This window comes from Pseudomonas danubii (assembly GCF_042980055.1).
GTDB classification, from domain to species: Bacteria; Pseudomonadota; Gammaproteobacteria; order Pseudomonadales; family Pseudomonadaceae; genus Aquipseudomonas; species Aquipseudomonas danubii.
In genome coordinates, this window is the sequence record NZ_CP116502.1 from 6,494,679 (window position 1) to 6,515,929 (window position 21,251).

The window sequence follows — 21,251 nt, forward strand, 5'->3', positions numbered from 1 at the left end:
CCCGGCACAGTCATTCCAGGTGCAAATGTCCGCTGGCAATCAGCCGCGCATGGCCACCGATCTTCACCCGCTCTCCCTCCAACCGACAGAACAAGGCTCCACCTCGCGCCGAACACTGATAAGCGCTCAACTGCTGTTTATCCAATTGCCGTGCCCAGTAAGGCGTCAGGCAGCAATGGGTCGAACCGGTCACCGGGTCCTCGTCGATGCCAATGGCCGGGGCAAAATACCGCGAGACAAAGTCATGCCGGTCTCCACGCGCCGTGACAATCACTCCAGGCCAGGGCAGATTCGCCAACGCTGCCATATCCGGCTGGCAATCGCGTACCGCCTGCTCCGACTCCAGCACCGCCAACAGCTCATTGGCGCCCAGCAGCTCGATGACTCGAGCACCCAGTATCTGCGCCACGTCTTCCAGCCCAGCCTGGCTGCTGGGGCTGCGCAAAGGGAAATCAAGCCATAGCAGCCCGTCTTCGCGGGTGACACTCAAGGGCCCGGAACGGCTCTGAAAATCGATGCGTTGCGTCGGCTCGTCGTAGACCTCGAACAACACATAAGCACTGGCCAGGGTGGCATGCCCGCACAGGGGTACTTCAGTGGTCGGAGTAAACCAGCGGATTCGCCAGCCTTGCGCCTCGCGCACCACAAAAGCGGTTTCCGCCAGGTTGTGCTCGGCGGCGATCTGCTGCATCAGCGCCTCGTCAAGCCACGCATCAAGCCGGTAAACCATGGCCGGATTGCCGGCGAAGGGGCGATCACTGAAGGCATCGATCTGCTGGAACTCAAGCGGCATAACTGTGCTCCTTGGATAGTCGGCCGCCAGCATGAGGCCCGGAACAAGGAACCCGACAGACACAGAAGGGAAGATTTTCCGGCATACAGCAGCAGCCCGGGCCGCTGCCGACGCCTGGGCTCAAGAGCGACCGATGTCGGCGAACTTCGCCTGGGTGTGCTCGGCCAGCACGGCCGCCGCCAACTCCACCTCCAGGCCACGGCGACCGGCACTGACGAAAATACTGGCCAACGGCTGGGCACTGTTGTCGATAAAGGTCCGCAGTCGTTTTTTCTGCCCCAGCGGACTGATGCCCCCCAGCAGATAACCGGTGGCACGCTGGGCAGCGGCCGGATCAGCCATCTCAGCCTTCTTCACCCCCGCAGCATGGGCCAGGGCCTTCAGATCAAGACTTCCGACGACCGGCACCACCGCCACCAGCAATTCGCCCTTTTCACTGCTGGCCAGCAGGGTCTTGAACACTTGCGCCGGATCGAGATTGAGCTTCTCCGCCGCCTCCAGGCCGTAGGACGCTGCCTTGGGGTCATGTTCGTAACTGTGGATGCGATGTTCGGCGCGAACTTTTTTCAGCAGGTCCAGTGCAGGGGTCATGGCAGCTCCAAGGGGGACGAAAAGGCAAAACCGAGCGGACGAATTTTAGGCCATTCATCAACAAAAGGCTCTATTCCAAGCCTTGATAACGCGCCCTGAGAGCTGCCAGCACAACGTTCTCTGTCACTCCCGAGACTGCCACCCAGGATCATTCATCTGATTGATATCTATAAAATGACCAATCGTTCACTTTCGACCTTTGACAGCGGTGTTTCTTGTCTATATTTTTTCGTTTCTGAATATCCTGCGGTAGATCCAAGGTTGCACCCAGTAGCAAGACGAGGCCGGAATGGGGATTCTGTCTTCGTTGGAAGTCGCGCTCCATGCCTTTTGCAGCAGCGCCAGACAACAACAAAAATCGAGGTTCACAATGACAACTGCTCTGCAACAACCGTCGCTATCGGGCCAATGCATGGCCGAGTTCCTGGGTACTGCGCTATTGATCTTCTTCGGCACCGGCTGTGTCGCCGCGCTCAAGGTCGCGGGCGCCAGCTTCGGTCTGTGGGAAATCAGCATCATCTGGGGGATCGGCGTGAGCATGGCGATCTACCTGACTGCCGGGGTCTCCGGCGCACACCTGAATCCGGCCGTGAGTATCGCTCTGTGGCTGTTCGCCGACTTTGATAAACGCAAACTGCCGTTCTATATCCTGGCCCAGGTCGCCGGCGCCTTCTGCGCGGCGCTGTTGGTTTACACGCTGTACAGCAACCTTTTCTTCGATTTCGAACAATCCCACCAAATGATCCGTGGCTCCCAGGCCAGCCTGGAACTGGCCTCGGTGTTCTCCACCTTCCCCAACCCGGCACTGTCCACTGCCCAGGCGTTCCTGGTGGAAGTGGTGATCACAGCGATTCTCATGGGGGTGATCATGTCCCTGACCGATGACAACAACGGCCTGCCACGCGGCCCGATGGCGCCGCTGCTGATCGGCCTGCTGATTGCCGTGATCGGCAGCGCAATGGGTCCCCTGACCGGCTTCGCCATGAACCCGGCACGGGACTTCGGCCCTAAACTGATGACGTTCATGACTGGCTGGGGTGAAATCTCCTTCACCGGCGGCCGTGACATTCCGTATTTCCTGGTACCGATCTTTGCCCCGATTCTGGGGGCCTGCCTCGGTGCTGCGGCCTATCGCGGGCTGATTGCCCGGCATCTGCCCAGCGCTGTTGCCGCCTCCGAGGCCGAACCGGCCATAGAGGGCAAGGTCAAAGTTTCTTGATTCTCGCGGCGCGTGATCCTGCCCAAATCGATCACGCGCCTGTTCTCACTCCCTTATTTCGTCCAAGGCAATCGACATGACCGACATTCAGAATAAGAACTACATCATTGCCCTTGATCAGGGTACGACCAGCTCCCGGGCGATCATTTTCGACCGCGATGCCAACGTGGTCTGCACTGCCCAGCGTGAATTCGCCCAGCATTACCCTCAGGCCGGCTGGGTCGAACATGACCCGATGGAAATCTTCGCCACCCAGAGCGCGGTGATGGTGGAGGCCCTGGCGCAGGCCGGCCTGCATCACGATCAGGTAGCGGCCATCGGCATCACCAACCAGCGTGAAACCACAGTGGTCTGGGACAAGACCACCGGCCGCCCGATCTACAACGCCATCGTCTGGCAGTGCCGCCGCAGCACCGAGATCTGCCAGCAGCTCAAGCGCGACGGCCTGGAAGACTACATCCGCGACACCACCGGCCTGGTCACCGACCCCTACTTCTCCGGCACCAAGCTCAAGTGGATCCTCGACAATGTCGAAGGCAGCCGTGAGCGCGCCCGTAGCGGCGAACTGCTGTTCGGCACCATCGACAGCTGGCTGATCTGGAAATTCACTGGCGGCAAGACCCACGTCACCGACTACACCAACGCCTCGCGCACCATGCTCTTCAACATCCACACTCTGGAGTGGGACGCGAAGATGCTGGAGGTGCTGGACATCCCGCGGGAGATGCTCCCGGAAGTGAAGTCCTCGTCGGAAATCTACGGCCGTACCAAGAGTGGCATCGCCATCGGCGGCATCGCCGGCGACCAGCAAGCTGCATTGTTTGGCCAGATGTGCGTCGAGCCGGGCCAGGCCAAGAACACCTACGGCACGGGTTGCTTCCTGCTGATGAACACCGGCGACAAGGCGGTGAAGTCCCAGCACGGCATGCTCACCACCATCGCCTGTGGCCCCCGCGGCGAAGTGGCCTATGCCCTGGAAGGCGCCGTGTTCAACGGCGGCTCCACTGTGCAGTGGCTGCGTGATGAACTGAAAATCATCAACGACGCCCATGACACCGAATACTTCGCCGGCAAGGTCAAGGACAGCAACGGCGTGTACCTGGTACCCGCCTTTACCGGTCTGGGCGCTCCCTACTGGGACCCCTACGCCCGCGGCGCGCTGTTTGGCCTGACCCGTGGCGTACGCGTGGACCACATCATCCGCGCCGCCCTGGAGTCCATTGCCTATCAGACCCGCGATGTGCTCGACGCCATGCAGCAGGATTCCGGCGAACGCCTGAAAGCCCTGCGGGTTGACGGCGGCGCAGTGGCCAACAATTTCCTCATGCAGTTCCAGGCGGACATTCTCGGCACTCAGGTGGAGCGCCCGCAAATGCGCGAAACCACAGCCTTGGGCGCGGCCTACCTGGCGGGCCTGGCCTGCGGTTTCTGGGGCAGCCTGGAAGAGCTGCGAGGCAAAGCGGTGATCGAGCGCGAGTTCGAACCACAGCTGGCGCAAGAGGAAAAAGAAGGCCTGTATGCAGGCTGGAAGAAAGCGGTGAGCCGCACCCGCGACTGGGAACCCCACGACGAGGCCAAATAAGCCAAGCCGTGGATTGGTAACCGCTTGTAACTGGTCGGGAGGGGATTCCTGCGGCATCATGGGCAAATTTTGCACGGCAGCCCAAAGGAAGCCCCATGAATCTGCCTCCCCGTCAGCAACAAATCCTCGATCTGGTCCGCGAACGCGGGTACGTCAGCATCGAGGAATTGGCCCAGCTGTTCGTTGTTACCCCGCAAACCATCCGCCGCGACATCAACCAGCTGGCGGAAGCCAATCTGCTGCGCCGCTATCACGGCGGCGCGGCCTATGATTCCAGCGTCGAAAACACCGCCTACGCCATGCGCGCCGATCAGATGCGCGACGAAAAGCAACGCATCGGTGAAGCCGTTGCCGCGCAGATCCCCGATCACGCCTCGTTGTTCATCAACATCGGCACCACCACCGAGTCCATCGCCCGCGCCCTGCTCAACCACAGCCACCTGAAGATCATCACCAACAACCTGCACGTGGCCTCGATGCTCAGCGCCAAGGACGATTTCGATGTGCTGCTCACTGGCGGCAATGTGCGCCGTGACGGCGGCGTGGTCGGCCAGGCCAGCGTCGACTTCATCAATCAGTTCAAAGTGGATTTCGCCCTGGTGGGCATCAGCGGTATCGACGAAGACGGTAGCCTGCTGGACTTCGATTATCAGGAAGTACGGGTATCTCAGGCGATCATCGCCAACGCCCGACAAGTGATCCTCGCCGCCGACTCCAGCAAGTTCGGGCGCAACGCCATGATCCGCCTGGGTCCCATCAGCCTGATCGATTGCCTGGTCACCGACCAGCAACCGGTACCGGCCCTGACCCAACTGCTCAACCAGCACAAGATCCGCCTCGAAGTGGTCTGATCCCCTCCTCCCCTCCCGGATCCGGCTGTGTCCGAACGCCGCCCCGCAAGGGCTGCATCGTTTTCGGAATCGACACGGCCGATCACTCGCACACAGTCAAAGCCCGCAGCAGCGACTACAGTTACCCCTCGTTAATGTTCGTAAACTTTCCTTTCAGGGCATTTCGATCAGTTTTTTCAATCGAAACTTGCTGGATACGCCCTTCTTTATGCGCTAGTATTTTCGAAAATGAACATTAATGTTCGAATTCAAATATCAAAGCAACACGAGGCCTGTCGATGCCCACTTCTACCTTGCCCGCGCGCCCTCTCTCCGAGGTTTACGATATCGCCGTCATCGGCGGTGGGATCAATGGTGTTGGAATTGCCGCGGATGCGGCAGGTCGCGGCTTGTCCGTGTTCCTTTGCGAAAAAGACGATCTGGCCAGCCACACCTCGTCGGCCAGCAGCAAGCTGATCCACGGCGGCCTGCGCTACCTCGAACATTACGAGTTTCGCCTGGTGCGCGAAGCCCTGGCCGAACGTGAAGTCCTGCTGGCCAAGGCCCCGCACATCGTCAAGCCCATGCGTTTTGTCCTGCCGCACCGGCCGCACCTGCGCCCGGCCTGGATGATTCGTGCCGGCCTGTTCCTGTATGACCACCTGGGCAAGCGCGAAAAACTCGCCGGCTCGCGCAGCCTGAAGTTCGGCGCCGACAGCGCCCTGAAGGCCGAGATCACCAAAGGCTTCGAATACTCCGATTGCTGGGTCGACGATGCCCGCCTGGTGGTGCTCAATGCCATGGCCGCCCGGGAGCACGGCGCCCACGTGCATACCCAGACCCGTTGCGTCAGCGCCCGGCGCAGCAAGGGCCTGTGGCAGCTGGAACTGGAGCGTGCCGACGGCAGCCTGTTCTCCATCAGCGCCAAAGCCCTGGTGAACGCAGCCGGCCCCTGGGTCGCCAAGTTCATCAAGGATGATCTGAAGCTGGAATCGCCTTACGGCATCCGCCTGATCCAGGGCAGCCACCTGATCGTGCCCAAGCTGTACGAAGGCGATCACGCGCACATTCTGCAGAACGAAGACCAGCGCATCGTCTTCACCATCCCCTACCTCGACCAGTTCACCCTGATCGGCACTACCGACCGCGAATACACCGGTGATCCGGCCAAGGTGGCGATTACCGAAGCGGAAACCGATTACCTGCTGCAAGTGGTCAATGCGCACTTCAAGAAGCAACTGAGCCGCAGCGACATCCAGCACAGCTACTCCGGGGTTCGCCCACTGTGCAACGACGAATCCGACAACCCTTCAGCAGTGACTCGCGACTACACCCTGGCCCTTTCCGGCACTGGCGAGGAAGCTCCGCTGCTCTCGGTGTTCGGCGGCAAGCTGACCACCTATCGCAAGCTGGCGGAATCGGCCATGGCGCAACTGGCGCCTTACTTCAAGCAGGCCAAGCCCAGCTGGACTGCCACAGCCACCCTGCCCGGCGGCGAGAACATGAGCACGCCACAGGCCCTGGCAGAAGCCATCCGCAAGAAATTCGACTGGGTGCCCAGCCAGATCGCCCAGCGCTGGGCCAGCACCTATGGCAGCCGCACCTGGCGCCTGCTGGAGGGCGTACACAGCCTCAGCGACCTGGGCGAGCACCTGGGTGGCGGCCTCTATACTCGTGAAGTGGATTATCTGTGCGCGGAAGAATGGGCACTGAAAGCCCAGGACATCCTCTGGCGCCGGAGCAAACTCGGCCTGTTCACCACCGTGGCGCAACAGCAGCAACTGGAAGACTACTTGCAGAAGGTCGAGCACAACCGCGGCAAGATCAAGGCCGCCTGAGTAGCTCGGATAGACAAAGCCCCTGCGCCCTAAGGTTCAGGGGCTTTTTTGTGGGCGACGCATTGAACGTTTCGCCAGCACGCCGGCCCCTACAGGTGCCGGATGCGCATTCGGTTTTCCGAACGCAGCACCGAAAATGATTCGGATAACCGGATAATCTGCTGCAAAAACCTTCGCAACAAATATTTAATAGCCTTTAAAATCAAGGCGTTGCCCATGAACAATGGGTCTGGCACGACTCATGCTCTACACTGTGCGACGAATGCCTGTCGTGCCAACACAACAGGAGCCGTCAAGGCATTCGCTGTATAAAAGAGCCGTCGAACTGGCTTCATAAAAAAAACAAATGTCGAGGAAATATTGATGCGCATCGTTCCCCATCTGTTGGGCGCAGCTATCGCTGCCGCTCTGATTAGCACTCCAGTTTTCGCAGCCGAACTCACCGGCACACTGAAGAAAATCAAAGAATCCGGCACCATCACCCTCGGACATCGCGACGCTTCCATTCCGTTTTCCTACATCGCTGACGCTTCCGGCGTGCCAGTGGGCTACTCCCACGACATCCAGCTGAAAATCGTCGAAGCGATCAAGAAAGACCTCGACATGCCTGACCTCAAGGTCAAGTACAACCTGGTCACCTCCCAGACCCGTATCCCACTGGTGCAGAACGGCACCGTAGACGTCGAGTGTGGTTCCACCACCAACAACGTCGAGCGTCAGCAACAGGTCGACTTCTCCGTCGGCATCTTCGAAATCGGTACCCGTCTGCTGTCCAAAAAGGACTCGACCTACAAAGATTTCGCTGACCTCAAAGGCAAGAACGTGGTGACCACCGCTGGCACCACTTCCGAGCGCATCCTCAAGGCGATGAACGCCGACAAGCAGATGGGCATGAACGTGATCTCCGCCAAGGACCACGGTGAGTCGTTCCAGATGCTGGAATCGGGCCGCGCCGTGGCCTTCATGATGGACGACGCGCTGTTGGCCGGTGAAATGGCCAAGGCCAAGAAGCCTGCCGACTGGGCCGTGACCGGCACTCCTCAGTCCTACGAAATCTACGGCTGCATGGTGCGCAAGGGCGATGCCCCGTTCAAGAAAGCCGTGGATGACGCCATCGTCGCCACCTACAAGTCGGGCGAGATCAACAAGATCTACGACAAATGGTTCCAATCGCCGATCCCGCCAAAAGGCCTGAACCTGATGTTCCCGATGAGCGACGAGCTCAAGGCCCTGATCGCCAACCCGACCGACAAAGCGGCTGACGACAAGAAGTCCTGATTCCTGACTAACCTTATCTCCTGAAGGGGTCCTGCCCTTTCAGGAGCCTGTCACTACCTGCTGGCATTTTTTGGAAACACTCGAACCGGTGGTTGTCGAGCCGCTCGTGTGTGCCTGATCGTCATGATCAGGCGGGAACGGACGTCCCCAGGCGGGTGCTTGTACATCGAACGATCTGAGGGGTAACCCTAATGAATTACAACTGGGACTGGGGCGTATTCTTCAAGTCCACCGGTGTGGGCAGCGAGACCTATCTCGACTGGTTCATCAGCGGTTTGGGCTGGACCATCGCCATCGCCGTGGTGGCCTGGATCATCGCGCTGCTGCTGGGGTCGATCCTGGGCGTCATGCGCACCATACCGAACCGTCTGGTGTCGGGCATTGCCACGGTCTACGTGGAGATTTTCCGTAACGTGCCGCTGCTGGTGCAGCTGTTCATCTGGTACTTCCTGGTGCCGGATCTGCTGCCGGCCAACCTCCAGGAGTGGTACAAGCAGGACCTCAACCCGACCACCTCGGCCTACCTGAGCGTTGTCGTGTGCCTGGGCCTGTTCACCGCCGCACGGGTTTGCGAGCAGGTGCGTACCGGCATCCAGGCGCTGCCACGTGGCCAGGAATCCGCTGCTCGTGCCATGGGCTTCTCGCTGCCGCAGATCTACTGGAACGTGCTGCTGCCCCAGGCCTACCGGATCATCATTCCGCCGCTCACCTCGGAATTCCTCAACGTCTTCAAGAACTCCTCCGTGGCGTCGCTGATCGGCTTGATGGAACTGCTGGCCCAGACCAAACAGACCGCCGAATTCTCGGCCAACCTGTTCGAAGCCTTCACCCTGGCTACCCTGATCTACTTCACCTTGAACATGAGCCTGATGCTGCTGATGCGCCTGGTCGAGAAAAAAGTATCGGTCCCCGGCCTGATCTCCGTGGGAGGTAAATAATGGAATTCGACTTCTCGGGCATCATCCCGGCCATTCCCGGCCTGTGGAACGGCATGCTGATGACCCTCAAGCTGATGGTCATGGGCGTGGTGGGCGGGATCATCCTCGGCACCTTGCTGGCACTGATGCGCTTGTCCCACAACAAGCTGCTGTCGAACCTGGCCGGTGCCTACGTCAACTACTTCCGCTCGATTCCGCTGCTGCTGGTGATCACCTGGTTCTACCTGGCGGTGCCGTTCGTGCTGCGCTGGATCACCGGCGAAGACACCCCGATCGGTGCGTTCACCTCCTGCATCGTGGCCTTCATGATGTTCGAAGCGGCGTACTTCTGCGAAATCGTCCGTGCCGGCGTGCAGTCCATTCCCAAGGGCCAGATGGGCGCTGCCCAGGCACTGGGCATGAGCTACGGCCAGACCATGCGCCTGATCATCCTGCCTCAGGCGTTCCGCAAGATGACTCCGCTGCTGCTGCAGCAGAGCATCATCCTGTTCCAGGACACCTCCCTGGTGTACACCGTGGGCCTGGTGGACTTCCTCAACGCCTCGCGTTCCAGCGGCGACATCATCGGCCGCTCCAATGAATTCCTGATCGTTGCCGGTCTGGTGTATTTCACAATCAGCTTTGCCGCCTCGCTGCTGGTCAAGCGTCTGCAAAAAAGGTTCGCCGTATGATCTCTATCAAGAACATCAACAAGTGGTATGGGGACTTCCAGGTGCTGACTGATTGCAGCACCGAGGTCAAGAAAGGTGAAGTGGTGGTGGTCTGCGGGCCGTCCGGCTCGGGTAAATCCACCCTGATCAAATGCGTCAACGCCCTGGAACCCTTCCAGAAGGGCGACATCGTGGTCGATGGCACCTCCATCGCCGACCCGAAGACCAACCTGCCGAAACTGCGTTCTCGCGTGGGCATGGTGTTCCAGCATTTCGAGCTGTTCCCGCACCTGACCATCACCGAGAACCTGACCATCGCGCAGATCAAGGTCCTGGGCCGCAGCAAGGAAGAGGCCACCAAGAAAGGCCTGCAACTGCTGGATCGCGTCGGCCTCTCCGCCCATGCCCACAAGCACCCGGGCCAGCTGTCCGGCGGCCAGCAACAGCGTGTGGCCATCGCCCGCGCCCTGGCCATGGACCCGATCGTCATGCTGTTTGACGAACCCACTTCGGCCCTGGACCCGGAAATGGTCAACGAGGTGCTGGACGTGATGGTGCAACTGGCCCAGGAAGGCATGACCATGATGTGCGTGACCCACGAAATGGGCTTTGCCCGCAAAGTGGCGAACCGGGTGATCTTCATGGACAAGGGCCAGATCATCGAAGACTGCCAGAAAGAGGAATTCTTCGGTGACATCAGCGCCCGCTCCGAACGTGCCCAGCACTTCCTCGAGAAGATCCTGCAGCACTAAACCTGTGCTTCTGTAGGAGCCGGCTGGCCGGCGAAGGGGACGCACCGGGCTCCCCTATCGCCAGGTTCGCCCGCTTTGCCGGCCAGCCGGCTCCTATGGACACCGCACAGTGGTTGACCCAAGGCATCTGTGATGAAATGCGACCCCACTCTCTATCGCGCCGCGCCGCCATCACTCGCCGTGAAACCCCGCCTGATCCGTCACCTGTTCCTGCCGCCCCTGGTCATCCTGCTGATGATCGGCCTGGGCTACGTCGGCTTCTGGATCAGCGAACACAATGGCATTCGCAGCCTCAGTGAAAATGGCGAACGCCAGCTGGAACTGCACGCCCGCGCCGTAGAAAGCGAGATCAGCAAATACACCTATCTGCCCAGCCTCCTGGAACTGGAGTCCAGTGTCTCCAGGCTGCTGGCCGATCCCTCGCCGGAGCACCGGCAAACCGTCAACCAATACCTCGAAGGCCTGAATCGGCGCAGCCGCAGCCGGGCCATCTATGTCATGGACACCACCGGCCGGGTGCTGGCCACCAGCAACTGGCGCGATGTCGACAGCTACCTGGGTGAAGACCTGTCCTTCCGCGCCTACTACCAGAACGCCGTACGTGGCCAGCCCGGACGTTTCTACGGCATCGGCAGCACCAGCGGCGAGCCCGGCTACTACCTGGCCCACGGCCTGGAAGAACACGGCAAGATCATTGGCGTGGCGGTAGTCAAAGTGCGCCTGGAGGCCCTGGAGGAACGGTGGCAAAGGGCCCGCCTGGAAGCCTTCGTCAGTGACGAGAACGGCATCATCATTCTCTCCAGCGACCCGGCGCGACGGCTCAAGTCGGTCCGCCCGCTCAGCGACGACACCAAGGAACGCCTGGCCCGCAGCCTGCAGTACTACTGGTTCCCCCTCAACGAACTGGAACCCCTGGCCCGGGAACGCCTGGCCGAAGGCGTGGAGAAGCTGACCTTTCCCGCCAATACCGAACTGGTATCCGACGACAAGGCCATCAGCTACCTGTCCCAGACCCGGCCGCTGAGCGACACCCCGTGGAACTTCACCCTGCTCACCCCGTTGCAGGACCTGCGCCGGGAAGCCATCAACCAGGGCATCCTGGTGGCCGTGGCCTTTGCCCTGGTGGCCTTCCTGCTGATCGCCTGGAATGAACGGCGCAAGGTCATCGCCACCCGCCTGGCCGCCCGAGAAGCCCTGCAGGAAGCCAACAGCCAGCTGGAGCGGCGGATCACCGAACGCACCGCCGACCTGCGGGCCAGCAACGAGCGCCTCAAGGGGCAGATCCGCGAACGCCGCCAGGCCGAAGAGACCCTGCGCCGGGCCCAGGACGAACTGGTCCAGGCCGGCAAGCTGGCGGCCATCGGCCAGATGTCCACCAGCATCGCCCACGAGCTGAACCAGCCGCTGGCGGCGTTGCGCACCTTGTCCGGCAACACCGTGCGCTTTCTTGAGCGCGGCGCCCTGGACACCGCCAGCGCCAACCTCAAGACCATCAATGAACTGATCGACCGCATGGGCCGCATCACCGCCAGCCTGCGCTCCTTCGCCCGCCGCGGCGACGACCAGGGCCAGGCCAGCCTGGACAAGGCTGTGGACGCCGCCCTGCAACTCCTCAACGCGCGCATCGAACCCTTGCCCCTGCAACTGCACCGGGCCTTCAGCGAGCAGACCCTGCAGATCGACCAGACCCGCCTGGAACAGATCCTGGTCAACCTGATCGGCAACGCCCTGGACGCCATGCAGGCCCAACCGGCGCCGGAGCTGTGGCTGGAAGGCGAGCTCGGCGACGGCAAGTATCGCCTGCGGGTCCGCGACAACGGCCATGGCATCGATCTTGAGGCGCGCAAGCACCTGTTCGAACCCTTCTTCACCACCAAACCCGGCGAGCAGGGCCTGGGCCTGGGCCTGACCCTGTCCGCCAGCCTCGCCGCCGCCACCGGCGGCAGCCTGGGGGTGGAACATCCGGCAAGCGGCGGCACCGCCTTTGTCCTCAGCTTGCCCCTGGCAAGCCCCAATCAAGCCGAGCCGATATGAACAACGAGCTGACCGTGCTGATCGTCGAAGACGACCCCCATGTCCTGCTGGGTTGCCAACAGGCCCTGGCCCTGGAAGACATTCCCTGCATCGGCGTGGGCAGCGCCGAAGAAGCCCTGGCCCAGGTCGGGGAGAACTTTCCCGGCATCGTGGTCAGTGATATCCGCCTGCCGGGCATCGATGGCCTGGAACTGCTGACCCAACTCAAGGCCCGGGATCGCAGCCTGCCGGTGGTGCTGATCACCGGTCACGGGGATATTTCCATGGCCGTGGGGGCAATGCAGAAAGGCGCCTACGACTTCATGGAGAAACCCTTTTCTCCCGAGCGTCTGGTGGACGTGGCCCGCCGCGCCCTGGAACAACGGGGACTGGCCCGGGAAGTGACCTCCCTGCGCCGCCAATTGGCCGAACGCAGTTCCTTGGAGGGACGGATCATCGGCCGCTCGCCGGCCATGCAGAACCTGCGGGAGCTGATCGCCAATGTCGCCGACACTTCGGCCAACGTGCTGATCGAGGGCGAAACCGGTACCGGCAAGGAACTGGTCGCCCGCTGCCTGCACGACTTCAGCCGCCGCCACCAACAACAGTTCGTCGCCCTGAACTGCGGCGGCCTGCCGGAAAACCTCTTCGAAAGTGAAATCTTCGGCCATGAGGCCAACGCCTTCACCGGCGCCGGCAAGCGCCGTATCGGCAAGATCGAGCACGCCCACCAAGGCACGCTGTTCCTTGATGAAGTGGAAAGCATGCCGATCAATCTGCAGATCAAGCTGTTGCGGGTATTGCAGGAGCGGACCCTGGAGCGCCTCGGATCGAACCAGAGCGTGGCCGTGGATTGCCGGGTGATCGCGGCCACCAAGTCGGACCTGGACGAACTGAGCCGGGCCAAGGCATTTCGCAGCGACCTGTATTACCGCCTCAACGTGGTGACCCTGGAACTACCGCCCCTGCGCGAACGCCGCGAGGACATCCTGCAACTGTTCGAACACTTCCTGCAGCAGTCGTCCCTGCGTTTCGACCGCACCGTGCCAGAGCTGGACAACCAGACCCTGTCGACCCTCATGAGCCACGACTGGCCGGGCAACGTGCGCGAGTTACGCAACGTCGCCGAGCGCTTTGCCCTCGGTCTGCCGGCGTTCAAGAAGTCCGGCAGCAGCAACGCCCAGGGCCTGGGTTTCGCCGAAGCGGTGGAAGCCTTTGAACGCAACCTGCTGAACGATGCCTTGCAGCGCAGCGGTGGCAACCTGACCCAGGCCAGCCAGGAACTGGGCATGGCCAAGACCACGCTGTTCGACAAGGTCAAGAAATACGGCCTGAGCCACTAGGCTCTGTACGAAAAGTTTTGAGACGAAGGTCAGGCAAGGCGAAAACGGTCGAGGAAGCGGAGTTTACGGGTTGTAAATGAGCATTCCGAGACCGTTTTCAACGCAGCATCACCGAGTATCAAGGCTTTTCGTACAGAGCCTAACCCAAGGCGCAAACATTTATGGATCTATTATTGAAGGCCGCCCTGGGCGCGGCGGTGGTGGTGATTCTGGCGGCCCTGGCCAAAACCCGGAACTACTACATCGCCGGCCTGGTGCCGCTGTTCCCGACCTTTGCCCTGATTGCCCACTACATCGTCGGCAAGGGCCGTTCTCTGGATGACCTGAAGACCACCATCCTGTTCGGCATGTGGTCGATCATTCCCTACTTCGTCTACCTGGCGACGCTCTATGTAATGGTCGATCGCCTGCGCCTGGAAGCCTCCCTGGCGGTGGCCGCCGTGGCCTGGTTGATTGCCGCCACCCTGCTGGTCAGCGTCTGGGTCCGCCTCCACGCCTGAGCCCTAGCATTCCCGTAGGAACGAGCTTGCTCGCGAAGCCTGCGCCGCGGTCTCTCGCCGGCAACCCGGCCACGACCCTGGCCCGACCCTTGCATTTACCCTGTAAAGCCCGCCCAGCCTGCGTTTTCGCCTGATCACGCAGTTTTCTGGAGGGCGCTGCCATGGGTAAAGAACACCTTGAACATCTTAGATCTCGACCACAGCCTGACCGCCCAGGAGCCCATAGTCCGGCGCCTGAAAAGCGGCCAGGCGCGACGCCTGGACCTGCTGGACCTGGGCCCCAAGCTGCGACTCTGGTCCACCGAACGCACCTACCGTCATTTCCGCGAACGCCTGGGCCAACGCCCCCGGCACAGCGGCCCGCAACCGGAAATCTTCTTTGTCGGCTCCGGCGACTATCACCACCTGACCCCGGCCTTTCTCTACGATCTGCCCGAACCGATCAGCCTGATCCACTTCGACAATCACCCGGATTGGGTACGCTTCGCCCCCCGCCGGCACTGCGGCTCCTGGGTCAACCGGGCGCTGCAGCTGCCCAATATCCAGCGCATTGTCACCCTGGGCCCGTGCAGTGAAGACCTGCACAACCCGCAACTGCGAGGCGGCAACCTCGGCGCCCTGAAGCACGGCAAGCTGCAGCTGTTTCCCTGGCAGCACGCGCCGTCCAAGGTCTGGGGCCGAGTCGGCGATGGCGCCGGGCACCAGCAACAGGAAAACCACCTGCACTGGCGCAATCTGGCGGAGCAGGACTGGGCCGCCTTCCTCGCGCAAATGATCGACAGCCTGCCCACCGCAGCGGTGTGGATCACCATCGACAAGGACGTGCTGGCCAGCGAAGACGCCGCCACCAACTGGGACCAGGGCGGCATGCGCCTGACCCACTTGCTGCAAGCGATACGCGAACTGGCGGCGCGCAAGCGGGTGCTGGGCATCGATGTCTGCGGCGAGTTCGCCAAACCCGCCTTCAGCAATGCCTTCAAACGCTGGGAAGCCAAGTCGGACCAACCTCCGGCCGAGCGCTGGAGCCAGGACGACCTGCTGCGCAACTCAGTGACCAATGAAGCCCTGATCTCGCTGTTCGAGGAGCTGTTCCCGTGACCTTGACCGTTGTTCTGCTAGTCGCTTTTTCCATTGTGCTGGACGTCATCGGCCAGCTCTGTTTCAAGCTCGGCCTGGACCGCCTGCCGGAGCTGGACGGCGGCTTTCGCCTGAATGCCTTCTGGGGCCAGGTGTTCAACGCGCCCCTGCTGTGGTGCGGTATCGGGGCCTATGTGATCGAGTTTTTCGTCTGGCTCGAAGCCCTGTCCCGGGCCCCTCTGAGCCTGCTGTTTCCGGCTGCGGCCCTGGCCTATTGCGGCGTGGTACTGGCGGGCAAGCTGGTGCTGGGCGAGACCGTCAGCCGTCGGCGCTGGATGGGCACGCTGGTGATCACCGCCGGAGTGATGCTGGTGTGCGTGGCCAGTACCTGAGCCTTATTCAACGAATAGAAGGAAACCTTTCATGAGTTCGAACACCTCCCACGGCTGGCTGCACGAGCGTCTGGGCACCATCGTGCTCTGGGCCCTGCTGATCGGCTTCGAGAGCGCCGGCCAGATCGCTACCAAAGTTGGCGGCGACCAATTGGGGCAGATGGATTTCAACCTGCAATGGCTGGCGGCGGTAGCGGTCAATCCGGGCGTGTTGCTGGCAATTGCCTGCTATATCGGCGCGTTTTTCGTGTGGATGCTGATCTTGCGTCGCAGCAGCCTGTCCCTGGCGTTCCCCTTGAGCTCCCTGGTCTTTGTCGTGGTGCTGCTGGGCTCCTGGCTGGGCCTGGGCGAACAGATCAGCCTGCTGCACTGGGTCGGGGTCTTGGTGATCATCGGCGGGATTGCCCTCTTGGCGGAGGGCGAGGAGGCCTGAGGGCCTCTTTGCTACAGCGAAGGGATGTTGTGTGGGAGCCGGCTTGCCGGCGAAGGCGATCTTGCCGACCCCTTCGCTGGCAAGCCAGCTCCTACAGCCACGGGGTTTAGGCCTTGCGGTGGGCAACCAGGAATCCCAGGCCGTGGGACACGGGAATCACTTTCACCCCCGCCGCCCGCTGCTGTTCGCGGATCTCACGGTGGAAGGCCTTGACCTTGGTCCAATGCATTTTCGGCCGGTAATGGTGCTCGGCGTGATAGCCGTTGTTCATCCAGATCAGGTTGTACAGCGGGCTGTAGGAACTCACGCCCCAGGCAATCGGCAGGTCCGGATTGCCCCCCAGGTGCTCGTAGTAGCCATTGAGCGAAGACAGCGACTGCCCCAGGTACCAGAACGGCAGCAGCACCAGCACCGCATGCCAGTCATACAGCGCCAGGGCCAGATAGAACGCCACTGTGACGCCGATTTCCACTTTTACCCAACGAGCATCGTCAGGCCGTTTGCGCTGCATTTCCTGATAGATCTCCTTGGGATCGTCACGGAAAAAGCTCAGAAAAGTGTAGGCCCAGGGATTGTCCGGTTGGCCATTCTTGCCATGCAGGTAGATCGATAGCGGGTCCACAGTCTTGCCGTGGGCGTCCGGCAGGTCGGAGTTGCCCCGGTGATGGCGGTTGTGGATATCGCGGTACAGGGTCTGGGAGAAACCTATGGTCACCGACAGCAGCAGATCGAAGGCGCGGTTCATCCACCCGGGGGTGAAATAGGCGTTGTGGATCTGGTTGTGGGAAATGCTGTTGATGCTCCACGACAGGCTGACTGAATACAGCAGCGCTGCCGGGACGATGAACCACCAGGACAGGGCGTGGAAATCCAGCACCAGCCACAGGACGAAGGCGAAATGCGCCACGGCCATGACAATCGGAATCAGGTCCCAAAGGGAATAGGCCAGTAGACGGTAGGCAGGTCGAGCCATGAAAAACTTCCTAAGAAATTGAGTGCATGGCCGTCATTGCAAAGGCCAGACCAGTTTTCCCTGGAAGCGCCGCAGGCCGGGGGGCGACCTGCAGCAACGCGCCTCAGAACTTGTAGCTGACGGCGGTCTGCACCTGGCCCTGGTTGACTTCGCCCCGCTGACGAACAATGGAGCTGTTCGCTGCGGAGTTGACCAGACGGATCCAACTGGCGCTGGCCACCAGCGACCAATTGTTGCCCAGCGGCACCTGGATGTTCTGGCTCAGGCTGAAGTTCTGCAGGCCACCGCCGGCACTGTAGCGATCGATACCCGAAGCCAGGGCTTCCTTGGCGTTGACGCCAAAGAAGGTCTGACTCTGGCGGGCGTCGGCAAAGTGCAGGGTCAGGTTATTGCTGCCGATGATGCCCATGCCCAAGGGATAGCCGATCTCCCCTCCGACCTTGCCCAGCATGCCGCCCTGGCCACCGGCACCGCCGACGGCCTGGCCCACGGCGGCGAACACCCGCCAGAAGTCGTCCGGGGCGTATTGCACGAAAGCCCCGACATCGGCCATGTCGCGCACATCCCGCAAGCCGCGCAGCTCACCATCGGCGTTACGTCCCTGCAGGTAGTTGATATAGGGGCCGGCGCTGAAACCATTGCCCTTGAACGCATCCCAGGTCAGGCCGTCGTCGGTACTGAGGCTGACATCGCCCCAGTCCAGATCCAGGTACGGCAGCGGCACCGTGTCATAGCGGCTGCCCGTGGGGTCATGGGGTTGATAGCCGACGCCCAGACCGAGTTCGCCCGTGATGTCGGAATCGGCAAAGGCACTACAGGCAACGGTCAGCGACAGCAGGCCGGCGAGTAAAGCAGGGGAAGAAAGCCGAGGCATGAATGAGTTTCCTTGTCTGAACATGCGCGCATCAATCATCAGAGCGCCCCTGGAACGCAAGCACTGATGTTGTTTGTAGCGACCTACAAAATTTGTAGCAAGAACGCTACAAATCTCCCGCCGCCCTCGCCAGAGGCCCAGCCCTGCTGGGTTTTCGCAACTTGGCACAGTCCCTGCTCTACCCCTGTCGCAAGCGCAAACAGCGCTCTTATTCAACAGGTAACAGCAGATGATGCACTGGCATATCGTATGTGACTTCGACGGGACCATCTCCCGCGCCGACGTGATCGATAACGTTCTCCAACGCTTCGCCGACCCGAGCTGGGAAGGCATAGAACAGGAATGGCTGGACGGTCACATCGGCTCCCGAGAATGCCTCAGTCGCCAACTGGCCCTGGTCAAGGCTTCGCCCGCCGAACTGCTGGGCTACTTCGACAGTGTCGAAATCGACCCGGACTTCCCCGACTTCGTCGATCACGTGATCGGCCTGGGCGCTTCCATTGAAGTGGTCAGTGACGGCATCGAGCAAGGCATCGCCCGCATCCTGGCACGCAACTACGTGACCCTGCTGCCGATCCTCGCCAACCGCCTGCGCCAGGTCGACCACAACAGCTGGCGCATCGACTTTCCCTACGCCAGCGACGCCTGCCGCGCCGCCTCGGGCAACTGCAAGTGCAAATCCACGCCACGGGGCAAACGGGTGCTGGTGATCGGTGATGGCCAGTCGGACATGTGCGTGGCTACCACCGCCGACTTCGTCTTCGCCAAGGATCGCCTGGCCGACTACTGCGAACGCAACAAGATTCCTCACGCTCGGTTCGACTCCTTCGCCGAACTGCCGGCGCTGTTGGCAAAACTGCCGAACAACGCGGCCAACGCCACCCATTTCTCCCTTGAAACCCAGGAACTCTTCCACCATGTCTGATATCCGCATCGCTACCGCCGAAGACCAGATCCTTCTGGAAAAAGAAGCCAAGTACTGCTCCTACGGCGATACCGTTCACTACATCGAACCCCCGCGCATCTTCAGCCGCTGCGAAGGTTCCTACGTCTGGGACACCAGCGACCAGGCCTACCTCGACCTGCAGATGTGGTACTCGGCGGTGAACTTCGGCTACGCCAACCCGCGCCTGAACAATGCCCTCAAGCAACAGATCGACACCCTGCCGCAGATTGCCAGCCAGTACCTGCACAAAGGCAAGATCGAGCTGTCGGAAATGATTGCCGTGGACGCCAAGAAGAAGTTCGGCCTCGACGGTCGCGTGCACTTCAACGTCGGCGGTTCGCAGTCGGTCGAGGACTCGCTGAAAGTGGTGCGTAACGCCACCAACGGCAAGAGCCTGATGTTCGCCTTCGAAGGCGGCTACCACGGTCGTACCCTGGGCGCCTCGTCGATCACCTCCAGCTACCGCTACCGTCGCCGCTACGGCCACTTCGGCGAGCGCGCGCAGTTCATCCCGTTCCCGTACCACTTCCGCGGCCCTAAAGGCATGACCAAGGAAGAGTACGGCAGCCACTGCGTGCAGCAGTTCGCCCGCCTGTTCGAGACCGAATACAACGGTGTGTGGGACCCGAAAGTCGGCCAGAGCGAATACGCCGCCTTCTACGTCGAGCCGATCCAGGGCACCGGCGGCTACGTGATCCCGCCGATGAACTTCTACAGCGAGCTCAAGCAGGTGCTGGACCAGCACGGCATCCTGATGGTGGTGGACGAAATCCAGATGGGCTTCTATCGCACCGGCAAGCTGTGGTCCATCGAGCACTTCGACGTCCAACCCGACGTGATCGTGTTCGGCAAGGCGCTGACCAACGGCCTCAACCCACTGGGCGGCATCTGGGCCCGTGAAGAGCTGATCAACCCGGGCGTGTTCCCGCCAGGCTCGACTCACTCCACCTTCGCCTCCAACCCGCTGGGCACCGCTGTGGGCCTGGAAATGTTCAAGATGACCAGCGAGATCGACTACGGCGCGATGGTCATGGAAAAGGGCAAGTACTTCCTGGCCGGCCTGCAAGACCTGCAGAAGCGCTACCCGATCATCGGCGATGTCGACGGCCTGGGCCTGGCGCTGCGCTGCGAAATCTGCACCACCGACGGCTTCACCCCGGACAAGGCGACCCTGGACTTCATGGTCGAGGAAGGCATGAAGGGCGACATCGAGATCGACGGCCAGCGCCTGGGCCTGATCCTCGACGTGGGCGGCTACTACAAGAACGTCATCACCCTGGCCCCGTCGCTGGAAATCAGCTACGCGGAAATCGATCTGGGCATCGCACTGCTGGACCGCCTGCTGGATCGGGCCATGAAGCGATGAGCGCCGCTGAGATCGATCTGGGCGAAGGCGACGCCGGCTTCGTTCTCGGCACGGGTCCGGTCGGGGTCTTGTTGATCCACGGCCTGACCGGCACCCCGACGGAACTCCGTCGGGTGGCCCAGGGCCTGGCCAAGGACGGAACGTGCACGGTGTACGTTCCGACCCTGCCCGGGCACTGCGGGGACAACAGCGACCTGCAGGCCACCGGCTGGCAGGACTGGTACGAGGGCGTGCGCAAGACCTTTGTCGGCGTGCAACAGCGTCACGAGCAAGTGTTCGTCGGCGGTCTGTCCATGGGCGCCGTGATGTCCATGTACCTGGCGTCCGAGCATCCGGGGCAGATCAGCGGCCTGCTGATGTATTCCACCACCCTCAAGTACGACGGTTGGAGCATCAACAAGCTGGCGTTCCTCACCCCGTTGCTGATGAAGATTCCCTTCGGCGTGCACATCTGCCGCTTCGAGGAAAAGCCGCCCTACGGCATCAAGAACGAACGCCTGCGGGCCATTGTCGAGAAACAGATGAAGGCCGGCCAGAGCAGCGATGCAGGCCTCTTGACCATGGAGGGCGTGACGGTGCGCGAGTTGCACCGGATGAACGCCGTGGTCAAGAAACGCATGCCTTCGATCATGACCCCGGCCCTGGTACTGCACTCCAGCGAGGACGACATCACCAGTCCGTGGAATGCCGACTACGTGGAGCGCAAGCTCGGCGGCCCGGTGACCAAGATCCTCCTCGACAACTGCTATCACATGATCACCGTGGACCTGCAATACCAGCGGGTGATCGAGTTGAGCGTGGACTTCATCCAGCAGCGAGTGGTTGCACCTGCGGTGCGCGAAGACTATCGCCAGCTGGCATGA

21 protein-coding genes are annotated in these 21,251 nt (G+C 61.5%); 17 read left to right on the forward strand and 4 right to left on the reverse strand.

The window, feature by feature from the left end; all coding sequences use genetic code 11:
* Positions 1-10 precede the first annotated feature (10 nt).
* Positions 11-793, reverse strand: a complete 783-nt coding sequence (locus PFZ56_RS29225) for a PhzF family phenazine biosynthesis protein (RefSeq protein ID WP_170001632.1) — start codon at positions 791-793, stop codon at positions 11-13.
* A 120-nt stretch (positions 794-913) separates the two neighbouring features.
* Positions 914-1,384, reverse strand: a complete 471-nt coding sequence (gene ybaK, locus PFZ56_RS29230; protein WP_102860476.1) for a Cys-tRNA(Pro) deacylase — start codon at positions 1,382-1,384, stop codon at positions 914-916.
* A 370-nt stretch (positions 1,385-1,754) separates the two neighbouring features.
* Between ybaK and PFZ56_RS29235 the strand changes: the two genes are divergently transcribed.
* From PFZ56_RS29235 to PFZ56_RS29300, 14 genes are all read left to right on the forward strand, one after another.
* Positions 1,755-2,603 (forward strand): MIP/aquaporin family protein, encoded by an 849-nt coding sequence (locus tag PFZ56_RS29235; RefSeq protein ID WP_102860475.1) that lies wholly within the window; start codon positions 1,755-1,757, stop codon positions 2,601-2,603.
* A 76-nt stretch (positions 2,604-2,679) separates the two neighbouring features.
* A complete protein-coding gene (gene glpK, locus PFZ56_RS29240) occupies positions 2,680-4,185 on the forward strand; it encodes a glycerol kinase GlpK (protein ID WP_102860474.1) in 1,506 nt (501 codons plus the stop codon).
* Positions 4,186-4,280: 95 nt separating this feature from the next.
* Positions 4,281-5,036 carry a DeoR/GlpR family transcriptional regulator gene (locus PFZ56_RS29245; protein ID WP_011063123.1) on the forward strand — a complete coding sequence of 252 codons (756 nt, stop codon included), beginning with the start codon at positions 4,281-4,283 and terminating at the stop codon, positions 5,034-5,036.
* Between the two features lie 278 nt (positions 5,037-5,314).
* Entirely contained in the window at positions 5,315-6,853 is a 1,539-nt protein-coding gene (glpD, locus tag PFZ56_RS29250) for a glycerol-3-phosphate dehydrogenase (RefSeq protein ID WP_170001630.1), read from the forward strand.
* A gap of 363 nt (positions 6,854-7,216) precedes the next feature.
* Positions 7,217-8,131, forward strand: a complete 915-nt coding sequence (locus PFZ56_RS29255) for a glutamate/aspartate ABC transporter substrate-binding protein (protein WP_102860472.1) — start codon at positions 7,217-7,219, stop codon at positions 8,129-8,131.
* A 191-nt stretch (positions 8,132-8,322) separates the two neighbouring features.
* On the forward strand, positions 8,323-9,069 hold the full coding sequence (locus tag PFZ56_RS29260) for an amino acid ABC transporter permease (RefSeq protein ID WP_102860471.1): 747 nt from the start codon (positions 8,323-8,325) through the stop codon (positions 9,067-9,069).
* Positions 9,069-9,740, forward strand: coding sequence for an amino acid ABC transporter permease (locus PFZ56_RS29265; RefSeq protein WP_025129635.1), 672 nt, complete (start codon positions 9,069-9,071; stop codon positions 9,738-9,740). Before PFZ56_RS29260 ends, PFZ56_RS29265 begins: the two co-directional genes overlap by 1 nt.
* Positions 9,737-10,471, forward strand: coding sequence for an amino acid ABC transporter ATP-binding protein (locus PFZ56_RS29270; protein WP_102860470.1), 735 nt, complete (start codon positions 9,737-9,739; stop codon positions 10,469-10,471). Before PFZ56_RS29265 ends, PFZ56_RS29270 begins: the two co-directional genes overlap by 4 nt.
* A gap of 132 nt (positions 10,472-10,603) precedes the next feature.
* Positions 10,604-12,505, forward strand: a complete 1,902-nt coding sequence (locus PFZ56_RS29275) for a sensor histidine kinase (protein WP_102880755.1) — start codon at positions 10,604-10,606, stop codon at positions 12,503-12,505.
* 44 nt (positions 12,506-12,549) lie between these two features.
* The gene (locus tag PFZ56_RS29280; protein WP_249735797.1) at positions 12,550-13,827 is read left to right on the forward strand and encodes a sigma-54 dependent transcriptional regulator; all 1,278 of its coding nucleotides are present in this window, start codon (positions 12,550-12,552) and stop codon (positions 13,825-13,827) included.
* 161 nt (positions 13,828-13,988) lie between these two features.
* Complete coding sequence (locus tag PFZ56_RS29285; protein WP_102860467.1) at positions 13,989-14,327, forward strand: GlpM family protein; 339 nt, start codon at positions 13,989-13,991, stop codon at positions 14,325-14,327.
* Between the two features lie 177 nt (positions 14,328-14,504).
* Positions 14,505-15,425 (forward strand): arginase family protein, encoded by a 921-nt coding sequence (locus tag PFZ56_RS29290; protein WP_110651374.1) that lies wholly within the window; start codon positions 14,505-14,507, stop codon positions 15,423-15,425.
* Positions 15,422-15,796 carry an EamA family transporter gene (locus PFZ56_RS29295; RefSeq protein ID WP_102880758.1) on the forward strand — a complete coding sequence of 125 codons (375 nt, stop codon included), beginning with the start codon at positions 15,422-15,424 and terminating at the stop codon, positions 15,794-15,796. Before PFZ56_RS29290 ends, PFZ56_RS29295 begins: the two co-directional genes overlap by 4 nt.
* Positions 15,797-15,827: 31 nt before the next feature.
* Positions 15,828-16,229 carry an EamA family transporter gene (locus PFZ56_RS29300; RefSeq protein WP_025129629.1) on the forward strand — a complete coding sequence of 134 codons (402 nt, stop codon included), beginning with the start codon at positions 15,828-15,830 and terminating at the stop codon, positions 16,227-16,229.
* Between the two features lie 106 nt (positions 16,230-16,335).
* On the opposite strand, the gene PFZ56_RS29305 is transcribed toward PFZ56_RS29300, so the two are convergent.
* Both PFZ56_RS29305 and PFZ56_RS29310 read right to left on the reverse strand, forming a co-directional pair.
* The gene (locus PFZ56_RS29305; protein WP_110651373.1) at positions 16,336-17,202 is read right to left on the reverse strand and encodes a fatty acid desaturase; all 867 of its coding nucleotides are present in this window, start codon (positions 17,200-17,202) and stop codon (positions 16,336-16,338) included.
* Positions 17,203-17,305: 103 nt separating this feature from the next.
* Positions 17,306-18,076 carry a MipA/OmpV family protein gene (locus PFZ56_RS29310; RefSeq protein ID WP_249735707.1) on the reverse strand — a complete coding sequence of 257 codons (771 nt, stop codon included), beginning with the start codon at positions 18,074-18,076 and terminating at the stop codon, positions 17,306-17,308.
* A gap of 229 nt (positions 18,077-18,305) precedes the next feature.
* On the opposite strand from PFZ56_RS29310, the gene PFZ56_RS29315 reads away from it, so the two are divergent.
* Genes PFZ56_RS29315 through PFZ56_RS29325 form a run of 3 tightly spaced genes read left to right on the forward strand, consistent with a single transcriptional unit; the run spans position 18,306 to position 21,251 of the window.
* Positions 18,306-19,001 carry an HAD-IB family phosphatase gene (locus tag PFZ56_RS29315; RefSeq protein WP_102860463.1) on the forward strand — a complete coding sequence of 232 codons (696 nt, stop codon included), beginning with the start codon at positions 18,306-18,308 and terminating at the stop codon, positions 18,999-19,001.
* Positions 18,994-20,388 (forward strand): aspartate aminotransferase family protein, encoded by a 1,395-nt coding sequence (locus PFZ56_RS29320; protein WP_102860462.1) that lies wholly within the window; start codon positions 18,994-18,996, stop codon positions 20,386-20,388. Before PFZ56_RS29315 ends, PFZ56_RS29320 begins: the two co-directional genes overlap by 8 nt.
* Positions 20,385-21,251 carry a carboxylesterase gene (locus PFZ56_RS29325; RefSeq protein ID WP_102880761.1) on the forward strand — a complete coding sequence of 289 codons (867 nt, stop codon included), beginning with the start codon at positions 20,385-20,387 and terminating at the stop codon, positions 21,249-21,251. The genes PFZ56_RS29320 and PFZ56_RS29325 overlap by 4 nt, the downstream gene beginning before the upstream one ends.

What these genes read in the sequence shown, in the direction of transcription:
- PFZ56_RS29285 (WP_102860467.1), top strand. Translation starts at nt 13,989, where the DNA reads ATGGATCTATTATTGAAGGCCGCCCTGGGCGCGGCGGTGGTGGTGATT.
- PFZ56_RS29245 (WP_011063123.1), top strand. Translation starts at nt 4,281, where the DNA reads ATGAATCTGCCTCCCCGTCAGCAACAAATCCTCGATCTGGTCCGCGAA.
- PFZ56_RS29265 (WP_025129635.1), top strand. Translation starts at nt 9,069, where the DNA reads ATGGAATTCGACTTCTCGGGCATCATCCCGGCCATTCCCGGCCTGTGG.
- PFZ56_RS29225 (WP_170001632.1), bottom strand. Translation starts at nt 793, where the DNA reads ATGCCGCTTGAGTTCCAGCAGATCGATGCCTTCAGTGATCGCCCCTTC.
- PFZ56_RS29275 (WP_102880755.1), top strand. Translation starts at nt 10,604, where the DNA reads ATGAAATGCGACCCCACTCTCTATCGCGCCGCGCCGCCATCACTCGCC.
- PFZ56_RS29300 (WP_025129629.1), top strand. Translation starts at nt 15,828, where the DNA reads ATGAGTTCGAACACCTCCCACGGCTGGCTGCACGAGCGTCTGGGCACC.
- PFZ56_RS29305 (WP_110651373.1), bottom strand. Translation starts at nt 17,202, where the DNA reads ATGGCTCGACCTGCCTACCGTCTACTGGCCTATTCCCTTTGGGACCTG.
- PFZ56_RS29310 (WP_249735707.1), bottom strand. Translation starts at nt 18,076, where the DNA reads ATGCCTCGGCTTTCTTCCCCTGCTTTACTCGCCGGCCTGCTGTCGCTG.
- PFZ56_RS29235 (WP_102860475.1), top strand. Translation starts at nt 1,755, where the DNA reads ATGACAACTGCTCTGCAACAACCGTCGCTATCGGGCCAATGCATGGCC.
- PFZ56_RS29315 (WP_102860463.1), top strand. Translation starts at nt 18,306, where the DNA reads ATGATGCACTGGCATATCGTATGTGACTTCGACGGGACCATCTCCCGC.
- ybaK (WP_102860476.1), bottom strand. Translation starts at nt 1,384, where the DNA reads ATGACCCCTGCACTGGACCTGCTGAAAAAAGTTCGCGCCGAACATCGC.
- PFZ56_RS29320 (WP_102860462.1), top strand. Translation starts at nt 18,994, where the DNA reads ATGTCTGATATCCGCATCGCTACCGCCGAAGACCAGATCCTTCTGGAA.
- PFZ56_RS29255 (WP_102860472.1), top strand. Translation starts at nt 7,217, where the DNA reads ATGCGCATCGTTCCCCATCTGTTGGGCGCAGCTATCGCTGCCGCTCTG.
- PFZ56_RS29270 (WP_102860470.1), top strand. Translation starts at nt 9,737, where the DNA reads ATGATCTCTATCAAGAACATCAACAAGTGGTATGGGGACTTCCAGGTG.
- glpD (WP_170001630.1), top strand. Translation starts at nt 5,315, where the DNA reads ATGCCCACTTCTACCTTGCCCGCGCGCCCTCTCTCCGAGGTTTACGAT.
- glpK (WP_102860474.1), top strand. Translation starts at nt 2,680, where the DNA reads ATGACCGACATTCAGAATAAGAACTACATCATTGCCCTTGATCAGGGT.
- PFZ56_RS29260 (WP_102860471.1), top strand. Translation starts at nt 8,323, where the DNA reads ATGAATTACAACTGGGACTGGGGCGTATTCTTCAAGTCCACCGGTGTG.
- PFZ56_RS29325 (WP_102880761.1), top strand. Translation starts at nt 20,385, where the DNA reads ATGAGCGCCGCTGAGATCGATCTGGGCGAAGGCGACGCCGGCTTCGTT.